Annotated in this window: 16 protein-coding genes; 5 read left to right on the top strand and 11 right to left on the bottom strand. The window is 65.0% G+C overall.

The features are described from left to right. Positions 1-91 precede the first annotated feature (91 nt). The 7 genes from ACE3SS_RS09400 to ACE3SS_RS09370 all read right to left on the bottom strand — a co-directional run bounded on the left by ACE3SS_RS09400 (position 92) and on the right by ACE3SS_RS09370 (position 9,293). Positions 92-946: an XrtA system polysaccharide deacetylase gene (locus ACE3SS_RS09400; protein ID WP_374593232.1), complete on the bottom strand. Its 855-nt coding sequence runs from the start codon at positions 944-946 to the stop codon at positions 92-94. Continuing rightward, entirely contained in the window at positions 943-3,072 is a 2,130-nt protein-coding gene (locus ACE3SS_RS09395) for an XrtA/PEP-CTERM system-associated ATPase (RefSeq protein ID WP_374593230.1), read from the bottom strand. The genes ACE3SS_RS09400 and ACE3SS_RS09395 overlap by 4 nt, the downstream gene beginning before the upstream one ends. A gap of 16 nt (positions 3,073-3,088) precedes the next feature. Beyond that, positions 3,089-4,645 (bottom strand): TIGR03016 family PEP-CTERM system-associated outer membrane protein, encoded by a 1,557-nt coding sequence (locus ACE3SS_RS09390; protein WP_374593228.1) that lies wholly within the window; start codon positions 4,643-4,645, stop codon positions 3,089-3,091. Between the two features lie 20 nt (positions 4,646-4,665). Then, complete coding sequence (locus ACE3SS_RS09385) at positions 4,666-5,637, bottom strand: XrtA-associated tyrosine autokinase (RefSeq protein ID WP_374593226.1); 972 nt, start codon at positions 5,635-5,637, stop codon at positions 4,666-4,668. Positions 5,638-5,647: 10 nt separating this feature from the next. Further along, complete coding sequence (locus ACE3SS_RS09380) at positions 5,648-7,198, bottom strand: XrtA system polysaccharide chain length determinant (RefSeq protein ID WP_374593224.1); 1,551 nt, start codon at positions 7,196-7,198, stop codon at positions 5,648-5,650. 45 nt (positions 7,199-7,243) lie between these two features. Next, complete coding sequence (locus tag ACE3SS_RS09375; protein ID WP_374593222.1) at positions 7,244-7,876, bottom strand: XrtA/PEP-CTERM system exopolysaccharide export protein; 633 nt, start codon at positions 7,874-7,876, stop codon at positions 7,244-7,246. Between the two features lie 451 nt (positions 7,877-8,327). Next, entirely contained in the window at positions 8,328-9,293 is a 966-nt protein-coding gene (locus ACE3SS_RS09370; protein WP_374593220.1) for a S49 family peptidase, read from the bottom strand. A 177-nt stretch (positions 9,294-9,470) separates the two neighbouring features. Here ACE3SS_RS09370 and ACE3SS_RS09365 point away from each other — a divergent pair, with 177 nt between their 5' ends. Beyond that, the gene (locus tag ACE3SS_RS09365; RefSeq protein WP_374593218.1) at positions 9,471-10,190 is read left to right on the top strand and encodes a SapC family protein; all 720 of its coding nucleotides are present in this window, start codon (positions 9,471-9,473) and stop codon (positions 10,188-10,190) included. A gap of 32 nt (positions 10,191-10,222) precedes the next feature. Here ACE3SS_RS09365 and modC read toward each other — a convergent pair whose 3' ends face one another. From modC to ACE3SS_RS09345, 4 genes are all read right to left on the bottom strand, one after another. Next, complete coding sequence (gene modC / locus ACE3SS_RS09360; RefSeq protein ID WP_374593216.1) at positions 10,223-11,359, bottom strand: molybdenum ABC transporter ATP-binding protein; 1,137 nt, start codon at positions 11,357-11,359, stop codon at positions 10,223-10,225. Beyond that, positions 11,356-12,039, bottom strand: a complete 684-nt coding sequence (modB, locus tag ACE3SS_RS09355; RefSeq protein ID WP_374593214.1) for a molybdate ABC transporter permease subunit — start codon at positions 12,037-12,039, stop codon at positions 11,356-11,358. The genes modC and modB overlap by 4 nt, the downstream gene beginning before the upstream one ends. Before the next feature lies 1 nt (position 12,040). Next, entirely contained in the window at positions 12,041-12,775 is a 735-nt protein-coding gene (gene modA / locus ACE3SS_RS09350) for a molybdate ABC transporter substrate-binding protein (protein ID WP_374593254.1), read from the bottom strand. Positions 12,776-12,937: 162 nt separating this feature from the next. Beyond that, positions 12,938-13,891, bottom strand: coding sequence for a LysR family transcriptional regulator (locus tag ACE3SS_RS09345; protein ID WP_374593212.1), 954 nt, complete (start codon positions 13,889-13,891; stop codon positions 12,938-12,940). Between the two features lie 93 nt (positions 13,892-13,984). Between ACE3SS_RS09345 and ACE3SS_RS09340 the strand changes: the two genes are divergently transcribed. From ACE3SS_RS09340 to ACE3SS_RS09325, 4 genes are read left to right on the top strand one after another with little or no spacing between them, the layout of a single operon-like run. Continuing rightward, positions 13,985-15,211: an acyl-CoA dehydrogenase family protein gene (locus ACE3SS_RS09340; protein WP_374593210.1), complete on the top strand. Its 1,227-nt coding sequence runs from the start codon at positions 13,985-13,987 to the stop codon at positions 15,209-15,211. Positions 15,212-15,223: 12 nt separating this feature from the next. After that, positions 15,224-16,318, top strand: a complete 1,095-nt coding sequence (locus ACE3SS_RS09335) for a phosphotransferase family protein (RefSeq protein ID WP_374593208.1) — start codon at positions 15,224-15,226, stop codon at positions 16,316-16,318. A 16-nt stretch (positions 16,319-16,334) separates the two neighbouring features. Next, on the top strand, positions 16,335-17,057 hold the full coding sequence (locus ACE3SS_RS09330; RefSeq protein WP_374593206.1) for a histidine phosphatase family protein: 723 nt from the start codon (positions 16,335-16,337) through the stop codon (positions 17,055-17,057). Between the two features lie 35 nt (positions 17,058-17,092). After that, entirely contained in the window at positions 17,093-17,866 is a 774-nt protein-coding gene (locus ACE3SS_RS09325) for an SDR family oxidoreductase (protein WP_374593204.1), read from the top strand. Positions 17,867-17,897 lie beyond the last annotated feature (31 nt).

Genomic DNA, 17,897 nt, shown 5'->3' with positions numbered 1-17,897 from the left:
AACCTGAAAATTTATCCACTTGCTCCAGCGTCCCGCACCCACGCTGATCCTGATCCACTACCTGCCACCACCTCACCCCGCTTGCGCAGGCTCAGGCAGCTTCAAAACCAAACACGCGGTCCACGCGATCCCATTTGAAGTCCTGCACCAGCCGCCGCAGACGCGACTCGGTGCGGTGCAGGTTCACGTAGTGCCGGAAACGCGTCTTCCAGTCGATATCGGCCACCCGCGGCTGCTCGGGATCGAACTCCCACGGGTGGGTGTAGAAGATCGCCGGCTGGCGGTCTTGCTGGTTGACGCGCCTGATCGCCCAGCGCGATACCGCGTAAGGCAGCAACCGGAAGTAGCCACCGCCACCCGCGGGCAGATTGCGGCCCAGCGCGCGCGCGGTCGTCACCGGAATCTCGGTCAGGCTTTGTGCCGGCTGGTACGGAAAACGCGGCGCATCGGGCATGCCGTAGTGATCGTGCTGCACCGGGTAGACGCTGGAGCTGTAGCGGTAGCCCGCCTGCTCAAGACAGTCGAAAGCCCACAGGTTGCCGTCCCCGATCGAGAAACTTGGCGCCCGATAGCCCTGCACCGGCACGCCAGCAATGTCTTGCAGGAGCGCCTTGGCCCGCACGATGTCGGCCAGGAAGTCTTGCGGCGACTGCTCGGACGCACGCAGATGCGAGTCGCCGTGGCTGGCCAGTTCGTGCCCGGCATCGACGATGCGCCGCACCAGCATCGGGTAGCGTTGCGCGATCCAGCCCAGCGTGAAGAACGTTGCCTTGGCGCCGTGCTCGTCGAACAAGCCCAGCAGCAGGTCGACGTTGCGCTCGATGCGGCACGGGATGTGGTCCCAATCTTCGCGCCGGATTCGCGGTGCCATGGCCGAGACCTGGAAGTAGTCTTCGACATCGACGCTCAAGGCATTGACGATCGGCTGCTGCCGAGCAACGCTCATACGTGCGCCTCGTTCAATGCGCGATCGCGCGACGCCACGCCCCGTTGACGCATCCAACCCGCCAGATGCTGGGCGATGCGGTCGGCGGTGTAGCCGTCCCAGAACTCGGGGGCCATGCCGCGCCGGCCACCGCTCTTGAGGATGTCGTTGAGCGCATGCATCACATGGTGGCTGCTCTGCCCCACTTGCGCGCTGGCGCCCTGCTCGATCGAAACCGGCACCGCCGTGTGCGAGCCCATGGTCAGGCACGACACGCCCAGCGCGGCGGCCTCTTCTTGCACGCTGATCGAATCGGTGAGCACGCAAGTGGCCATGCTCAGCAAGGCCACGGTTTCGAGGTAGCCGAGCAAGGGCATGAAGAAGACGCGCGCGTCGTCGAGCATGCTCTGCAGCCCGAAGCTGTCGATCTTGGCGCGCGTGGTCGGGTGCATCGGCCACACGAGCGGGCAGTCGCGGCTCACCTGGCGCAGCACCGACAAAGCCTCGGACAAGGCCGCGCGGCTGTCCAGGTTGGCGGGGTGGTTGACCAGCACCAGACCGTAGCCGTTCTTGTTCTGCAGGTACTCAGGCGGCACGCCAGCGCGGCGCAGGGTCTCGCCCGGATGCGGCGCGACCGGCAGGATCAGACGCAGCGAATCGACCAGCAGGTTGCCGACGAACTGCACGCGGTCGGCCGGCACGCCCTCGCGGGTCAGCGTGTAGTGCGCGCTGCGGCCGGTGGTGTAGAGCACATCGGCGAGCTGATCAGTGAGCACGCGATTGATCTCGTCGGGCATCGAGCGGTCGAAGCTGCGCAGGCCGGCCTCGATATGCAGCACCGGCACGGCCTTCTTGCAAGCCACCAGGCTGCAGGCGAGCGCCGAATCGCTGCTGCCCACCACGATGACTGCGCTGGGGCGGTATTCGTCCACCAGCGGCTCGAAGCGCTTCATCACCTCGGCGGTCTGGACGGCGTGCGACGCCGACTCGACGCCGAGGTTGAAATCGGCCTGCGGCAAGCCCAGGTCGGGCGCCGCGGCGCCGGTGATGTTGAGCCCGATGAGTCGCCCGGTCTGCACCAGCAAGGGCTGCGGAACGTCTTGGCGTGCTGCCAGCGCGCGCAACAGCGGGATCATCTTGATGTAGTTGGAGCGCCCCCCCACGATGCACAGCACCGGACCCGCCACGCCGCGCGCAGGCGGCTCGGGGCGCGGGCGCGCGGGTTCGTCGGCACTCGCGCCGGCGTTGTCGCCCACGATGGACGGTGCCACGGCGGTGGACGACACCCCATCGCTCGGCGCGTCGCTCAGCGGCGGCGCCACGACGGATTCGCCGATCTCGGCGCGCAGCTCGCGAGCCGTCTGCGCCACCAGCGGCGCATCGATCTCTTGACGCCCCGACAGGAACGCCGCCAGCAGCAGGCGGTTGCACAGGATGTTGATGCGTCGCGGCACGCCTGACGTCCAGCGGAAGACCTCGTCGAACGCAGTCGCGTCGAACGCCGGGTTGTGCCCTTGCCAGCCCACATGCTGCAGACGGTGCTCGATGTAGGCCCGCGTCTCGGCGCGATCCATCGGACCCAGGTGGCACGACGCGATCACGCGCTGCCGGAACTGCTCCATCGACTTCGACGTCAGGATGGTGCGCAACTCGGGCTGCCCCACCAGGAAGCTTTGCAGCAGCGCCTGATTGCCGAGCTGGAAGTTCGACAGCATGCGCAGCTCTTCGACTGCCTCGCGGCTGAGGTTCTGCGCCTCGTCGACGATCAGCAGGGCCCGGCGGTTCTTGGTCGCCAGCAGCGTCAAGAAACCTTCGATCGTGGCGATCAGATCGGCCTTGCTCAGGCTGCCGCTCGAAATGCCGAACGCGGTGACCACCGAGCGCAACAGGTCGCCCGCTTCGAGTTGCGTGCTGACGATCTGCGCCGCCACGACCTTCTCGGGGTCGAGCTCGCGCAGCAGGGTACGCACCAGGGTGGTCTTGCCGGCGCCGATCTCACCCGTGACCACGATGAAGCCCTCACCCTGATGCACGCCGAACTTGAGATAGGCCAGCGCGCTGCTGTGCCCGCGGCTGTCGAAATAGAACGCCGGGTCGGGGTTGAGCTGGAACGGGGGGCCGGACAGGCCGAAATGGGACTCGTACATGGCTCGCCTTGGCCCTTCAGAAACGGTGATCCAGGCTCACGTACAGCGCCGTCTCTTCGGCATCCGTGGCCACGTTGGATCGCAAGTGCTGCCAGCGCAGCCCCATCGCGCCCGTCGTCTTGGGCGCCAGCTGCCAGTTGAGTCCGGCACGGTACACGCTTTCGCGCGAATAACTGCCTTCGCTCGCACCTCGCCCGCTCAACCGCGACCAGCGTGCCTGGGCGTCAAGCGCGGTAACCGGTGTGAGGCGATGAGCAAACTGAAAAGCCAAGCCCTGTTGCGAGTTGCCCACCGCCAGCAAAGGGTCCAGGGAGCTGGGCGCTCCCGGAATCACCAGCGGCTCGCGGCGCTGAACGTAATACGTGCAGGCCAGCGTGTCGCGCCGTCCGGTATAGACGTAGGTCGCCGATGCCGACTGCTCCAGATCGGCGCCTTCGGAATAGATGTCGATCGGCCCCGTCAGGTTGTCAGGCAAGCCGTAGCGAGTCTTGAGCGCTTGCGCTTCCTGGCTGCGCGCCACGGGATCGGGAAAGCGCGTGGCGAGGATCTTGTCGAGCTCCTGATCGACATTGCCGCCAGCCGACAACGACGCCAGCGAGCTCGCGTAAGTCGTGGCCTGACGCGACAGCCGGATCGTCCATGCATGGAAAGGCGTTCGATGCGCGAACTCGGCATCCCACCCCAGCCCAAAGAAATGATGCTCGGCCGTGGCGTCGAGCCGGGTTCGTTCGTTGGGCTGCCAACGCGTGCGCAAGCCGTAGATGGCATCGCTGATTTCGCCGTAAGGCACCTTGTCGCGTTCGTGCCCGCCGATCAAACCTGCCTCGAGCTCGTCGTAAAACGAATACGACCCGATGGCGCGAGCCTTGTCGATCACCAGCGCCGATGTCGAACGCCCGCTGTAGCGGGTGTCCTGACGCCCGAGCTGCAACTCACCGCCAAAGGGTACGGGCTTGCGCTCGATGCTGACGAACTGATCCTGGACGTACGCGTTGTTGCGCGGGTCGGCTGCCACATCGTTCGCGCCACCGCTGGTGTGCACCCAGGTGTTGTCGGCATGTGCGTTGAGCTGCCAGTTCGGAGCCAGTTCGCGCTGCACGTACGGCTTGATGCGGTATTGCGCGGTGGTCTGCGCGTTATACGAAGAAGCGCCGTCCGGACGCGCGGCATAGGGCGTCTGGCTGGTCTGGGCTGCGGACGCAGAAGTGTCGAGGAACAACAATCGTTCGACGAGCGTGCTATTCAGGTCAACGAAACCGTGCGGAAGCAGGCGATTGGATTGCGTGCCATTGACGTATCCGATGGCATCCACATAAAACGCCGCATCCAGACGAGCATGCGGCATGTTGCCGTGTGCGATCAGGCCAGGCGATACGTTGACGATGACGTCGCTGTGCGCCTCCGACGAACTGGAATAGCCGGAATTGCTCGTGGCCGTGACTTCGCCCTTGACGACTGGCTGCACGAACCAGTTCTGTGCCTGCACCTGCCACGGCGCGACGCCGAGCACGGCCATCATGGTCACGCGCCAAGCGCCGGAGGCACCGCGAAAGAGAGGGGCTGAGTGAGTCATGAGCAGATGATGAAGGCGCCTCAGACGGCGTAATACCCGTATTTCGAACTGGCTGTCAAACCTCGGCTCTTGTTCAACACCGCCATCACGACCGGGCACGTCTCGAGCGTGGCGAAAGCCTGGGTCACGGTGCCCTGCGTGGTCTGGTCGGCCTCAACCACCACCGCCACCTGCCCCATGTGCGTGGCCAGCACGCGCGATTCGGTCGAGGGCAGTAGCGGTGGCGTGTCGAAGATCACGATGCGGTCATCGTACGACTGGGCCAGCTCGTCGAGTAATTCTTCCATCACGCCGCTGGCCAGCAGCTCCGTCGAGCGCGAGCTGGGCGTGCCGGCGGGCAACACCACGAGCTTGGGGATGTTGGTGCGCAGCAGCACGTCGGACAGATCGAGACCCGGGTCGGTCAGCAGATCCATCAACCCCTTGGCTGGAGGCAGGCCCAACCGATCGAGGACGCTGGGGTGCACCACATCGGCATCAACCAGCAGCACCGTGTGATCGAGCTCGAGAGCCATGCTCATGGCCAAATTGATCGCTGTATACGTCTTGCCTTCGCCCGGCAAGGCGCTCGTCACCATGATGAGGTTGGCGCGGTCGAGCTGCGCTGCGGTATCGCCCATGGCGTTCTTGATGAGCGGTCGCTTGATGATGCGAAATTCTTCTTCGAGTTGCGACCGCTCCTGGCCAGGCACCAGATAGCCGGCCTCGCTCAGGCGTCGCAGATCGAGATCGATCACCCTGGATCGCCGAATGGGCTTGTCGAGCGAGGTGAGATGATCCGGCTCAGTCGACTCGGCCACGCCGGGCTGCTGAACCGCATCGGCAATGACCTTCGCCACGCTGGTATCCGGCGCGCGCGGAGCCGAAGGCTCGCACACCACTGCTTCGGGGAGAGTTTCCCCCTCCTTGAAGCCTGCCGCTGCCCAAGGAACATCCACACCAGCTCGACGCAGCTCCTCGATGCGTTTGGCAGCTTGTTCAATGAGGTTCATCGAGCCTTCCTTACACCCGCGACTGCAATGTGATCCACCCCACCCAGACCACATGCAACGCGACCAACATCAGCCCGACGCCAACGAATTTCATCACGTCGCGCCGCTCGCGAACGTGCATCGCGGGGCTGACGAACATCGATACCGAGCCCAAGACCGGACGTCCGGACACCTCGCGCAGGTCCTTGACCGAACTGAAGGTTGGGAAGACCCGAGTCAACGCGAACGTGACGGCAACCCCCACCCCCAACGAAACCAACAGCGTCAGCGCAGCCAGAACCTGCCGATTCGGAAACACTGCCTTCTGCCCGACGCGCGGCGGCTCGACCAAGCGGAAATCAGCCAGTTGCGCCGATTGGTCGAGTCGCTCGCCCAGCGCGGCTGATTCACGGCGTGTTACTAGTTGATCGTAGTTCTTGCGCAGGATGTCGTAATCGCGGTTGAGCTGCGCCAACTCGGCCTCCGCCTGCGGCACCTTGCCCGCCATGGCTCGCGTTTGGTCGAGGCGAGCCTGCTGCTCGCCCAACTGCGAACGCAAAGACGCGACGTTGGCCTCTGCCTCGGCCAAGGCGATGCGGATTCGCTGATAGACCGGGCTGGTGGCCGCGCTGCCACGCGAGCGCACGCCCGAACGAGTCGCCGCGTCCTGCTCCTGCTTCTTCTGGCGCTCCAGCGTGGCGATCATGCGGCGCGTGCCGAGGACGTCGGGGTGCTCGTCGGTGTAGCGGCGCAGCAACTCGTCAAGCTGCTTCTTCTGGGCTTCGATACGCAGATCGATATCCGATTGCACGGCGACTCCACCGGGAACGCCCGTGTCAAACGGCAATTGCGGGTCTTCGGCCGACAGCTCGCGCTTGAGTGCATCGCGCGCACGCTCGGCCGCACCGAGATCGACACGCAGTTTGCTGACCTCGTCGGACAAGGTCGAAACACGCGCGAAGTAGTCCTGATTCGAGGTGCCGGTCAAACCGAAATTGCGCAGCTTGAATTCCTTCAGCCGGTTTTCAGACTCGGTAAGCTTGACCTCGTACGAACGAATCTGATCGTCGATGAACCGGCGCGCATCTTCGGAGTCTCGTCGTTTGTCGCTCACTCCCGAATCGACGAACAGCGCCACCAGCTCCTGCACCAGGCGCTGGGCGCGCATGCGGTCGGTATCGCGGTAACTGATGGCATACAGGTTCTTGCCAGCCGGCGTGACCTTGATGGCAAGCATCAGCGAATCCAGCGAGCGTTCGCGGTCGCGCGACGTGGCGGGATGCGTGAGCCCGATGGTCTTGGAGTCGAGCAGGTGCTCGACGTTGGGACGCGAAATCAGCGTCTTGGCCAGCATGCTGACCTGCTGATCGATGTCGGGCTGGAAGGCCAGCCCTTGCATCAGGGGCTTGAGGACGGTCTGGGTATCGACGTAAACCTGCGCCGTCGCCTCATAGCGCTCGGGCACGAACATGACCGCGATACCGCAAATCAGCGCCACGGGCCAGGCCACGGCAAGCCCCACCCAGCGCCGCAACCACATGCCGTGGGCGATTTGCAGAATCTTGGCGACTATTTGATCCATGCCGGTGCGTTGCTATACGTGGATATTGGCTAAAAGCTGGGCAGCTTAAAACCAGCTTTGCGGCACGATGATGATGTCGCCAGGCTTGACTTCGACGTTTGCAGAAATATCACCGCGCTTGAGCAGATCTTTCAGGCGCAAACTGTATTGCGCGCCACCGTCGGCACCGCGCACCAGAACGGCACCGTTACCGTCGGCATAGTCGGTCAGTCCACCCGCCTGGATCATGACGTCAAGAACGGTCATGTTCTTGCGATAGGGCACCGACTGAGGCTTGGCCGCTTCACCCACGATGCGAATCTGCTCGGTCGACGCGCCCTGGAAGCCGGTGATCACCACGGTCACGACCGGATCGCGAATGAATTTGGACAGCGCCTTTTCGATGTCCCGGGCCAAATCGGCGGGATAGCGATCAGCGGCCTGAACGTCTTCGACGAGCGGCAGCGAAATCCGTCCGTCAGGTCGGACCGAAACGGTGGTGGACAACTCGGGGTTGCGCCACACCACGATATTTACGGTGTCGAGTGCGCCGATTTTGTATAGATGATCAGGTGTATTCGCCTTGGCCGGGGCGGCCGGATATTTTGTGCTGCTGCAAGCAGCCAGAACCATGACCAAGGCAGGGAGCAAACCCCACCGGACAGTCTTACTCAACCAAACCATAAAACCTGACTTCATGGGTATCTCCCAATACGATGGATATGCAATGAAATGCTCAGCCCTGATTCGGTTGCAGCCCTGCACAAAGCGATTGAACAGCACAAAGAAACGATTACCGGACAGATTTGTCGGGCCCGCATATGTCGGCCACTAAACCCTCTCGACTATTTCGTCGCGCCGAATTGGATGCAACCGGGGCGCACCAATCAGAATCAAACCCGTCAGAAAATTCTGTCACACCTTGTAGCACCAGATTGTGACCAGCCCCAGCCATATGGGAAACCCCATATTTCAGTGCTGGGAATACTTCACGCATCTCAAGCGGCCGCAAGCCATTTGTTGCTAGGGCGCCATCGGGTCGCCAACGCTGCAGATGCACAGATCATGGGCGGAGTCGCCGCCAACCGCCATCCCATGAAAGCGCGGAGAACCTGCCCCGACAGGTAGAGGCGGCGCGCGACGCGCAAGCTCAATGCAGTGTCACGCTGGAGCGCATGGCTCGTACCGCGCCTGCGCCAACCGAGGCGCCAAATCGCTTGGCCAGCCGCTCGGCCACGTTGTCCTTGGGCGTGTAGTCGATGATGTCCTCTGCCTTCACGACATCGCGCGCGACTTGGTCGAGGCTGCCAAGTTGGTCGGCCAGACCCAAACCCACTGCCTGTTGCCCGTTCCAGAACAGCCCGGAAAATGTGTCCTGCCCTTCCTTGAGACGCTTGCCTCGCCCTTCGCGCACCACAGCGATGAATTGCTGGTGGATCTGATCGATCATGGCCTGGGCATAGGCCTTGTGCTTATCGCTCAGCGGCGAGAACGGATCGAGCAGCCCCTTGTTGCTGCCCGCCGTGATCAGGCGGCGCTCGACGCCGAGCTTTTCCATCGTGCCGGTGAAGCCGAAGCCGTCCATCAGCACCCCGATTGAGCCGACGACGGACGCCTTGTCGACGTAGATCTGGTCGGCTGCCACCGCGATGTAGTACGCAGCCGATGCACACATCTCTTCGCAGACAGCGTAGACCTTCTTCTCGTGCAGCGCCTTGAGGCGACGGATTTCATCGTTGAGCAAGCCGGCCTGCACTGGGCTGCCGCCTGGCGAGTTGATGCGCAGCACGATGGCGCGGGCGCCGTCGTCTTCAAAGGCATCGCGCAGCGCGGTCATGAGGCTGTCGGCATTGGCGGGGGATTCATCGGAGATTTCGCCGCGGATGTCGATCAAGGCCGTGTGCGGCGCGCTGGTGTGCGGCTCGCCGTGACGATAGTCCCACCCGCCCACCAAGGCAAAAAGCACAACCAGGATCCAGATGACGCGCCAGACCCAGCGGCGGCGACGCTCTGAGCGGCGCTCGGCCAGATAGGTACGAACGAACTCGGCAACGAGTCCGCTGGGCAATATGGTGGAGCCGTCGGGCGAGCTGCCTGACGCGTCGGGCTGGGTCATGAAACGGGCCTTCGTTGGCGAGGGAAATCAGTGAACGGAGTCTGGCGCAGCACTCTGCGCGCGGGACTCGGCAGGATAGCAAGATACGGCGATTCAGGTGGGCTTCGCTGCTGTGACAACTGTCATCATCGGCGCACATAATCCGCCGCCCGGATCAATCAACATGAAGGACTGCCCATGGCTGGGACGATGTTTTACGAGCGCCCGGTGGCGCTCAACCGCGAACGCCACGCCCGATTCAAGCTGGCGATCGCCCCCAACCACAGCGCTTTCGCAGCGAAGACGAACGCCCTGCCCATCACCGGCACTGAATTCACCGAGGCAGCGCGCGACTACCCGCTGCTGTTCGTGCACGACGAGCGTGGCCAATTCAATGCCGTGGCCTTGGTGGGCTTGCGAGACAACGAAAACCTGCTGATCGACGAAGCCGGTCGCTGGGCTGCCCAGACCTACGTGCCGGCCTTCGTGCGCCGCTACCCGTTCGTGCTGTCCACCGAAGAAGGCAGCGACCGCCTGACGGTGTGCATCGACGAGGCCTACCCGGGTTTGAGTGAAGGCCAAGGCGAGCCCCTGTTCGACGCCGCGGGCGCCGAAACGGCCTACCTGAAGAACATGCTGGAATTCCTGAGCTTGTTCAACAACGAAGTGCAGCGCACGGCACTGTTCGCCAACCGGCTGAACGAGCTGGGACTGCTGGTGTCGAAAGTGGTGACCGCCGAGCGCGATGGCCACCAGCAGACCCTGCAAGGCTTGTGGGTGGTGGACGAGGCCAAATACCGCGCCCTGGAAGACAGCCAGGTGGTGGAGCTGTTCCGCCAAGGTCTGGTGCCCTGGATCGAAGCGCATCTCCTGTCGCTCGCCAACCTGAACCGCCTGCTGGCCCGTCTGCCGCGCTGAACGGGCGCGGCAACGGCATCGCACGAGGCGCGTCAAGCCAGCAGCGCGACCGCCTTGATCTGCGCCCAAACGGCCGAGCCGGCGGCCAGACCGAGCTGATCGGCCGACAAGCGGGTGATGCGGGCCAACAGCGGCACGCCGCCACTGCCCACCTCGCCACCCCCCACGCTCAAGCGCACCAGCACGTGGGCTGGCGAGTCGGCCGCGCCGAGCGCCTCGACGCGCGCCGGCAGGTGGTTGAGCACGCTGGTGTCGTGCTGCCGCGCCAGCGTCAGGCTCACGTCGCGAGCCAGCACCTGCACGCGCACCCGCTCGCCCACCCGACGCACGCCGTGCCCCACGCGCATCGCCGCGCCAGCAAAGCCCAATGTCAACAGGTGGTAAGCCGGGTCGAAGGACTCGACTTGCGCGTCGATCACCACGGCCGCGTCAGGCGCCAAGGCCAGGGGCAGATCGAGCCGCGCCAGTTGCTCGCCGAGCGGGCCGCTGGCCAGCACGCTGCCCTGCTCCATCAGCACGAGGTGATCGGCCAGCCGCGCCACTTCATCGGGCGCGTGGCTGACGTAGACGATGGGCACCGCCAACTCGGCCTGCAGCCGCTCGAGGTACGGCAGCACCTCGCGCCGCCGGGCGTGGTCGAGCGCGGCCAGCGGTTCGTCCATCAGCAAGAGCTGCGGGCTGGCGAGCAGGGCGCGGGCAATAGCCACCCGCTGACGTTCGCCGCCCGACAAGGTCGCCGGGTTGCGCGGGAGCAGGTGCTCGATGCCGAGCAACTCGACGGCCTGACTCCAGGCCACCCGGCGCTGCCCGGGCGGCACGCGACGCATGCCGAACGCCAGGTTGCGCTCGACGTCGAGATGCTCGAACAGGCTGGCCTCCTGGAACACGTAGCCAACGGGGCGCCGATGCGGCGGCACGAACACCCCCTGCGCGTCGTCTTGCCAGGTCTGCTGGCTAACCACCACCCGGGCGCCCGGCACGCGATCCAGCCCCGCCAGGATGCGCAGGACGCTGGTCTTGCCACACCCCGAGGGGCCAAACAAGGCTGTCACGCCTCGCCCCGGCAAGCGCAGATCCACATCGAGCACGAAGCGCCCGCGCAACACGCGAAAGCTCGCCTCGATGGCGCTCGGCTCGTGCTCGGCCCGGCTCAGACGTGCAGCACTCATGGCGTGCCCCCCCGCCAAGCCTTCAGCCCATGCAGGCTCAACAACACCACGAAAGACACCACCAGCAGACCAGCCGCCAGCGTGTGAGCCTGGGCGAATTCGAGCGCCTCGACGTGGTCGTAGATCTGCACCGACAGCACCCGGGTGCGATCGGGGATGTTGCCGCCGATCATCAGCACCACGCCGAACTCGCCCAGCGTGTGCGCGAACCCGAGAATGGCTGCGGTGACGATGCCCGGGCGCGCCAGCGGCAGCGCAACGGTGAAGAAGCGATCGAGCGGGCCGGCTCGCAAGGTGGCCGCAGCCTCCAGCGGGCGCGCGCCGATGGCCTCGAAGGCATGCTGGATCGGCTGCACCACGAACGGCATCGAATACAGCACCGACGCCATCACCAGGCCCGGAAAGGTGAATGCCAGTACGCCCCACCCCAGCGCCTGGGTGAAGTGCCCCACCGGGCCATGCGGCCCCATGGCCACCAGCAGATAGAAACCCAGCACCGAGGGTGGCAGCACCAACGGCAAGGCCACCACGGCTGCAATCACCGGCTTGAGACGCGACCGCGTGCCGGCCAGCCACCAGGCCAGCGGGGTGCCGATGAGCAGCAGCAGCGCCGTCACAGTAACAGCCAGCTTGACCGTCAGCCAGACGGCCGCGCCGTCGTCAGGGTTCAGTTGGAACATCTCATAGTGCGTAACCGTAGGACAGGATCACCGCCTTGGCCGCGTCGCCTTTCAGGAACTTGAGCAAGGCCTGGGCGGCGGGCCGGCCCGCGCCGGGGTTGAGCAGCACGGCATCTTGCCGGATCGGCTCGTAATTGGCCGTTGGCACCACCCACGCCGAGCCGGCAGTGATTTTGCCGTCTCGCCAAACTTGCGACAGCGCCACGAAGCCCAGCTCGGCGTTGCCGGAAGCCACGAACTGATAGGTCTGAGAGATGTTCTCGCCCTGCACGAAACGAGCCTGCCAGGCATCGAGCAGCCCCAACTTCTTGAGCGCTTCGACACCAGCCGCGCCGTACGGTGCCAGCTTGGGGTTGGCGATGGCCAGGTGATGCAGATCGGCACGCTTGAGCACGGCGCCTTGCTCGTCCACCAGGCCGGGCTGTGCCGACCACAGCACCAGCTTGCCGATGGCATAGGTGAACTGCGTGCCCGGCTGCGCTGCGCCCTCGGCCACCAGCTTGGCGGGCGTTTCGTCGTCGGCGGCCAATAACACTTCAAACGGCGCGCCGTTCTTGATCTGCGCGTAGAACTTGCCCGTTGAGCCAGAAACCAGCATCACCTTGTGCCCGCTGGTCTTTTCGAATTCGGCGGCCAGCTTTTGCATCGGCGCGGCGAAGTTGGCGGCCACAGCCACTTGCACTTCGTCAGCCCAGGCGCTCAGCCATGCTCCACAGGCCAATGCTCCCGCCAATATGCGAAGCCCGACTCGCGGCCCGCAGCTTGATTTCTTGATCACGTTGTGCTCCTTTCAAGGCATGTCACGATGACCTGGCGTTGCTGCCCGGTCGGCATTCGCTGTATAGGTGAATACATAACGTAAGTGTGTCAGAAATTGGCGCCAGACGCGGCAGCCAGATCAATTCTTGGTCGAACCAGACGACCCGACCTCGCCCAAGAGTTCGGCAAACACCTCGTCGAGTTGCCCGCGAAGCCACGCATTGGCGGGGTCGTGCTCGCCGCTGGCGTGCCAGTAGAGATGCACATCGAGGCTGGGCGTGGACAGCGGAAAGGCGTGCAGCTGGTTGCCGAAGGGCTCGTTGGCGATGCGCGCGTAGTGCTCGGGCATGGTCAGGATCATGTCGGTTTCGCTCACCACGCGGCAGGCCGCGAAGTAGTGCTGGCAGCGCAAGCCGATGCGGCGACGCAAGCCCATGCGGTTGAGCTCGAAGTCTTCCAGCCCCGGCCCGGTGCGGCGAGACGACACCAGCACGTGCGACTGCGCCAGGTACGTTGACATGGTCAGACCCTGCTCGAGCGACGCGGAAAAAGCCGGGTGCCCACCCCGCGCGACCACCACCAGCTGGTCGTTCATCAGCGGGCGATGGCGCACATCCGAGCCCATTGGCAGGGCCACGTCCACCGCCAAATCGAGCCCGCCCGAGGCGAGCTCGGTTTCCATGTCGCGCCGGTCGATGCGAACACAATGCAAGGCCACGCCAGGCGCGGCGCGCTGCAACCGGGCCACCAGGGGCGGCAGGGCGATGGCCTCGAGCACGTCGCGCATGCCGAGGTGGAACACGCGCTGCGCCTGGCCGGGGTCGAACTCCGCCGGGCCCTGCAGACCCGATTCGAGCAGTTGCAGGCTCTGCCGCACGGTGCCGATGAGGTTGCGCGCGAACGGCGTGGGCACCATGCGCTTGCCTTGCCGGGCGAAGAGCGAGTCGCCCAGCAGCTCGCGCAGCCTCGCCAGCGCGTGGCTCACCGCCGGCTGGCTCAGACTGAGCTTGAGCGCCGCCTGCGTGAGCGAGCCCTCGGTGAAGATGGTGTCGAACACCACGAAGAGATTCAGATCGACGCGATTCAGATGCATGTCATGAATTTTGTTTGATTCAAATAATTCATTTGATTGATTCTATGGCGCCGCCTACGCTTGCGGTCATCCCCAAAACCCAGAGGCTGCTCCATGGACTTCGCTCACTCCCCCAAAGCGCAGGAATACATCGAACGCATGAGCCATTTCATGCGTACCCACGTGCTGCCCGCCGAGGCTGAATTCCATGCCGCGCTTGGCGGCACCAGTGATTGGACGAAGTGGAAGCTGCCCCCGGTGCTCGAATCGCTCAAGGCCAAGGCCAAGGCCGAGGGCTTGTGGAACCTGTTTCTGCCCGACGCGCACCATGGTGCCGGCCTCAAGAACGCCGAATACGCCCCGCTGGCCGAGCTCACAGGCCACGTACCCTGGGCGCCCGAGATCTTCAACTGCAACGCCCCCGACACCGGCAACATGGAAGTGCTGCACATGTACGGCAGCAAGGTGCAGCAAGATCGCTGGTTGGAGCCACTGCTCGCCGGCGAGATCCGCTCGGCGTTTTGCATGACCGAACCGGGCGTGGCCTCGAGCGACGCCACCAATATGCAAGCCACCGCCGTCGTCGAAGGCAACGAGGTGGTGCTCAACGGCCGCAAGTGGTGGAGCACCGGCATCGGCCACCCCAACTGCCGCATCCTGATCTTCATGGGCCTGAGCGACCCCAACGCCGACAAGCACCGCCGCCACTCGATGGTGCTGGTGCCACTCGACACCCCGGGCGTCAAGATCGAGCGCATGCTGCCGGCGTTCGGCGTTTACGACGAGCCCGGCGGCCACGGCGAGGTGAGCTTCACCAACGTGCGCGTGCCGCTCGACAACGTGATCGCCGGCATCGGGCGGGGTTTCGAGATCGCTCAAGGCCGCCTCGGCCCGGGCCGCATCCACCACTGCATGCGCGTGATCGGTGCCGCCGAGCGCGCGCTGCAACTGGCCTGTGCCCGCGCCGAAAGCCGCGTGGCCTTCGGCAAACCGCTCACTCACCTGGGCGGCAACCTCGACGTGATCGCCAACGCCCGCATGGCCATCGAGCAAGCCCGCTTGCTCACGCTCAAGGCGGCCTGGATGATGGACACAGTGGGCGTCAAGGGCGCGATGAGCGAGATCTCGCAGATCAAGGTGGTGGCGCCCAACATGGCGCAGCAGGTGATCGACGCGGCGATCCAGATCCACGGCGGCGCGGGCGTGAGCAACGACTTCCCGCTCACCGAGCTGGCCGGCTACGCGCGCATCCTGCGCATCGCCGACGGCCCCGACGAAGTGCACCGCGGCCTCATCGGCAAACTCGAAATCAAAAAACAACGCGCGCTGCGCGCTGCCTGAGGATCGCCCCGCATGAGCACGCCAAACGAATCCCTCATCGATGTGGCCGGCCCGGTGCGAGGCGGCGAAGAGCTCGACATCGCCCGCATCGACGCTTACCTCAAATCGCAAATCGGCGGTCTGCAAGGCACGCCCGAGGTCACGCAGTTTCCGGGTGGTGCATCCAACCTCACCTACCGCCTGCGCTACCCCAACCGCGACCTGATCTTGCGCCGTCCGCCCTTCGGCCACAAGGCCAAGAGCGCGCACGACATGAGCCGCGAAGCCAAGGTGATGAGCAAGCTCAAGCCCGTCTACCCGTGGGTGCCCGACGTGCTGGCCTACTACCAGCACGCCGGCCAGGAGCCCGCCGTGATGGACAGCGACTTCTACGTGATGGACCGGCTGGTGGGCATCATCCCGCGCCAGAACCTGCCCAAGGAGCTGAACTTCACGCCCGAGCACACGCGCAAGCTGTGCCTCAACGTGATCGACAAGCTCGTCGAGCTGCACAAGGTGGACCCGGCCGTCGCAGGCTTGGCCGACCTGGGCAAGGGCGAGGGTTACGTGAAGCGCCAGATCGAAGGCTGGAGCCAGCGCTACTCAGCCGCCAAGACCGACGACGTGAGCGACTTCGAGAGCGTGATGAGCTGGCTGGCCGCCAAGATGCCCGAGCGCGAGGTGGCGCACTGCATCATCCACAACGACTTCCGCTTCGACAACGTGGTGCTCAACCCGACCAACCCCTTCGAGGTGATCGGCGTGCTCGACTGGGAGATGGCCACCATCGGCGACCCGCTGATGGATCTGGGCAACTCGCTGGCCTACTGGGTGCAGGCCGACGACGACGAGTTCTTCAAGATGACGCGCCGCCAGCCCACCAACGCGCCGGGCATGCTCACGCGGCAAGAGGTGATCGACTACTACGGCGAGCGCACCGGCTGGTCGGTGGCGAGCTTCGATTTCTACGCGATCTACGGCCTGTTCCGCCTGGCCGTGATCGTGCAGCAGATCTACCGCCGCTACAAAGACGGCCACGCCCGCAACCCGCAGTTCGCCACCTTCGGCCCGCTGGTCAATTACCTCGATCAACGCTGCCAGAAGCTGATCGCGCAATCCAAACTGTGACGAAACCGAGCCCCGCGTGACGACCATCTACCTCGTGCGCCACGGCCAGGCCAGCTTTGGCGCGGCCAATTACGACCAGCTATCGCCCTTGGGCGAGCGCCAGGGCGCGCTGCTCGGGCGCTGGTGGCGGCAAACCGGCGTGGCGGCGCCCAGCGTGGTCGTCGGCGCCATGCAGCGCCACTTGCAAACCGCTCGCGCGTGCCTGGCCGAATTGGGCCAAACCGCTCTGGCCGACGAAGCCCTGGTCGACCCCGGCTTCAACGAATACGACCACGAAGCCATCTTGCGCATTTACCGCCCCGACCTGGGCGATCACGCGTCGGTGCGGCGCTACTTGATCGGGCAAGCCGAGCAAGGCATCGACCCCAAGCACGCCTTTCAGCGCGTGTTCATGCAAGCAGTCAACCGCTGGACGAGCGGCCAGCACGACGCCGACTACGCCGAGTCGTGGGTAGGCTTCCAGCAGCGCTGCAGCGCGGCGGTGCGGCGCGCTGCAGCGCTGACCCAGGAGCGCGGGCACGACAGCGTGGCCGTCTTCACCTCGGGCGGCCCGATCATGGCGATCACGCAAGACGTGATGGGCGTGCCCGACGAGCGCGCCTTCGATCTGGCCTGGTCGCTGCACAACGCCGGCGTCACCCGGCTCAAGGCGCGCCCCAGCGGATTGCGGCTGGGCGGCTTCAACGACGTGGCCCACCTCGACATCACCCGCGACCCCAGCACCCTCACCTACCGCTGATTTCATCCATCCAATAAACCCAAGCGAGACAACCCATGAGCACCCCCGTCAACCTGTTCGACCTCAGCGGCAAGGTCGCCCTCGTCACCGGCGCCAGCCGGGGCATCGGCGAGCACATCGCCAAGACGCTCGCGGCCTACGGCGCACACGTGATCGTGTCCAGCCGCAAAGCCGAGGCTTGCGACAGCGTGGTTCAGGCCATCAAGGACGCTGGCGGCTCGGCCGAGACGCTGGCCTGCCACATCGGCGAGATGGCGCAGATCGAGGCGGCATTCGCGGCCATCGAAGCCAAGCACGGCCGGCTCGACATCCTGGTCAACAACGCCGCCACCAACCCCTACTTCGGCCACATCACCGAAACCGATGTCACCGCCTTCCAGAAGACGGTGGACGTGAACATCCGCGGCTACTTCTTCATGTGCTCGCACGGCGCCAAGCTGATGGCCAAGCACGGCGGTGGCGCGATCGTGAACGTGGCGTCGGTCAACGGCGTGATCCCGGGCGCGATGCAAGGCATCTACTCGATCACCAAGGCGGCGGTGATCTCGATGACGCATGCCTTCGCCAAGGAATGCGCGCCGATGAAGGTGCGCGTCAACGCCCTGCTGCCCGGAGCCACCGACACCAAGTTCGCCTCAGCGCTGGTGCAGAACCCGGCTGTGCTCAAACATGTGCTTGAGCACGTTCCGATGAACCGCGTGGCCCAGCCCGATGAAATGGCCGGCGCCGTGCTCTACCTCGTCAGCCCGGCTGCCAGCTACACCACCGGCACCGCGCTGAACGTGGACGGCGGCTACCTGCTGGCCTGACGCAACGCTCCCGACGCGGGCGCCGCATCCG

Source organism: Aquabacterium sp. (assembly GCF_041915145.1).
In the GTDB taxonomy this organism is placed as follows: domain Bacteria; phylum Pseudomonadota; class Gammaproteobacteria; order Burkholderiales; family Burkholderiaceae_C; genus Aquabacterium.
This window is presented reverse-complemented; position numbering and strand designations above follow the sequence as displayed.